Origin of the sequence: Aquimarina aquimarini (genome assembly GCF_900299535.1) — a bacterium.
Classification (GTDB): domain Bacteria; phylum Bacteroidota; class Bacteroidia; order Flavobacteriales; family Flavobacteriaceae; genus Aquimarina; species Aquimarina aquimarini.
On the sequence record NZ_OMKE01000050.1, the window covers coordinates 1 to 2,758 of the forward strand.

2 protein-coding genes and 1 pseudogene are annotated in these 2,758 nt (G+C 38.9%); 1 reads left to right on the top strand and 2 read right to left on the bottom strand.

The features are described 5' to 3' along the window. Window positions 1–1,226: 1,226 nt before the first annotated feature. Window positions 1,227–1,349, top strand: a pseudogene (locus DG508_RS21480) (IS91 family transposase); the annotation flags it as partial. Between the two features lie 289 nt (window positions 1,350–1,638). Here the strand turns inward: DG508_RS21480 and DG508_RS18380 are convergent. Next, the gene (locus DG508_RS18380) at window positions 1,639–1,959 is read right to left on the bottom strand and encodes a YegP family protein (RefSeq protein ID WP_108869548.1); all 321 of its coding nucleotides are present in this window, start codon (window positions 1,957–1,959) and stop codon (window positions 1,639–1,641) included. A 6-nt stretch (window positions 1,960–1,965) separates the two neighbouring features. Next, window positions 1,966–2,634: a HEPN domain-containing protein gene (locus tag DG508_RS18385; RefSeq protein ID WP_108869549.1), complete on the bottom strand. Its 669-nt coding sequence runs from the start codon at window positions 2,632–2,634 to the stop codon at window positions 1,966–1,968. Window positions 2,635–2,758 lie beyond the last annotated feature (124 nt).

A 2,758-nucleotide genomic window follows, 5' to 3' on the forward strand; every position in this document is an offset into this window, starting at 1 on the left:
CTAGTTTTTTATAAAGCCAAAAAAAATGAAAAAAATTTAGCTACTCGCTACATCTGGTAGTAATACTATCACAGAGTTAAGCTGGCTTTATGCTGTAACTTACTTTAATTGATCAATCCCGCATATTTAGGCGCCCCAGCGCGGTTTTACCCTTCCCCAGCGGTAGTTTGGGGTGTCCCAGCGCACTTTTAGCCTTCCCCAGCGGTAGTTTGGGGTGTCCCAGCACACTTTTACCCTTCCCCAGCAGTGGTTTGGGGTGTCCCAGCGCAGTTTTACCCCTCCCCAGCGGTAGTTTGGGGTGTCCCAGCGCAGTTTTACCCTTCCCCAGCAGTGGTTTGGGGTGTCCCTGTTGGGTAAAAGATAGTCCGCGTAACTTATATAAGACTCCCCGCGCAATTTTACCTTTTCCCCGTAGTGTATTGTGGTGTCCCAGCACACTTTTACCCCTCCCCAGTGGTGGTTTGGGGTGTCCCAGCGTAGTTTTACTCTTCCCCAGCGGTGGTTTGGGGTGTCCCTGTTGTGTAAAAGATAGTTCGCGTAACTTATATAAGACTCCCCGCGCAATTTTATCTTTTCCCAGTATTGTATTGTGATGTCCCAGCTCAGTTTTAGCCTTCCCCAGCAGTGGTTTGGGGTGTCCCAGCGTAGTTTTACCCCTCCCCAGCGGTAGTTTGAGGTGTCCCTGTTGTGTAAAAGATAGTCCGCGTAACTTATATGAGACTCCCAGCGCAATTTTACCTTTTCCCAGTATTGTATTGTGATGTCCCAGCTCGGTTTTAGCCTTCCCCAGTGGTGGTTTGGGGTGTTCCTAGTTGGGTAAAAGATAGTCCGCGCAACTATATAAAGCGTCCCAGCTACTGGGGACTGTATATTCTGTGCGCGGACTAGTGTTTGTATAGCTTTGCTATAAAAATGAGGGGGTGTACCTATGCCAAGTGCCTTTTGGTTGCTATTGCAGACCTTTTTTACCTCTTATAGTGATTCTTTGAGGGCTGGTCTAGAGGGGGGGCAAGGGTTGCCGAGGTGGTTTTATGGTTTTTTGATTGAATACTAAATGTAGATGTAATTAGCATATAGTCTCTGTATAGAGGGGTATATAAAGTCGTTTTCTTTAAAATTAGGGGTTGTGTGGTGGTTGGAAAAAAGAAAAACTACCAAGATTATAAATCCAGTTGGAAGATAAGGAGATAGAAATCATAGCGGTAGTAGTTACTGATCAGAAATCCTTACACCGACGCTGTAGACTTTGTAAAAAAGAGACTTTAACCACCTTAGCAACCTTTGATAGCCGTGGGCCTCCAAAAGATTACATAACAACAATACGTAAAATACTGAAATACAATACTTAAAATAGGTTCTAAAAAAAAACCTACTATACCATTGCCCAAAATGAAGGAAAAAGACCAAAAACCAAGCAAATCCTCATAAAAAGCATGAAAACTACTTTGAAATATCGTTTTTTGAGGTAATCTGCTACCATAAAGAAATGTTAAAGTGACATACTAACGATCTTCTTCCTTGTTAAGGATATAGCAAACCTCTCGAATTCCCCCTTATCACCAAATCCCAGATCAGTCAACAGATCATATAGCGCTAGCCTATCGGCACGCCATATGCTTAGTTATTGGCGGTAGTTTTTTAATTTATAGAGGCATTAGGTGCATTTCTTTTTACAGATTCAACACCATTTTCCATACTCTGTCTAGATGAATACATTTCACTAGTTCCAATGATTTCACCATTTTGAGCCTTTAAATAAAAATAATGTTTTCCATTTGATGCTATCTTTCTGATGTAACTACTATCATTAATTGAATTCCTTTTAACTGATTGGACACCATTCCTGCATCCTTGTATACTTGTATACCCTTCACTACTTAATATTACCTCACCATTTACTGCCTTTAGATTAAAGTAGTATTGTCCATTTCTCATTTGTCTAATTAAAAATTTCCCCATTGCTTATTAATATTTTGACAAATCTTTGTGATAGTCCTTTTCCCAAGGTAAATCAGGTGAGCCTGTCATATTTTGTATTGTGTCTGCCATGTTTGAGTCTATATTTATTACATTATTAATAACTAAATCTTGATAAGCTCTAAGTTTAGTCATTCTAATATACGAAGCTTTATTGCCATTATGAGCAATATTTCCTCTATCTGATACAAAACGGTCAATTTCAGTTGAATTATTAACGGTCCATAATCTTGTATAATCTGGAAGTCCTAAATAAGTTGAGTATAGCTGTCTTAGTTGAGCACCTTTAGGTGTATTCAATAACTTAGTTTCGTCTTCGGCATAATTTTTCCACACATTTTTCCAACCAGTCCCTGCTAACTCAATTGGTTTACGGTTATGGCTATCAGATTTTACTTTTGCACTTATTGTGTCTTTTATTCCATCATTTAACACATTAATGTCATCAATACTTGAACAAATTTTGTCAATTGACTCTAATAGTAAGTCTTCATTAAATCTTTCCCATGCAGCACAAAGCATAACAACTGCGCTTCTTGTTAAATGTCCTAAGTTTTTTCGCCCTCTTCTGTTGTTTGTATAATAGGCATGAGTTTCAATCAACTTTAAAACATCGATTCTAATGTGTAAAAAATTTATGTAAGAATCTGATGGCATAGATTGCTTTTGTTTTAATTGTGCCGTAGAGTAGAGCCTGACAGCTCTGTTAAATTTCTCACTAAATTAGTAAAATTTTACGAGACTGTCAGCGCCCCCTTCATCAAACCGTGCTTGAAGTTTT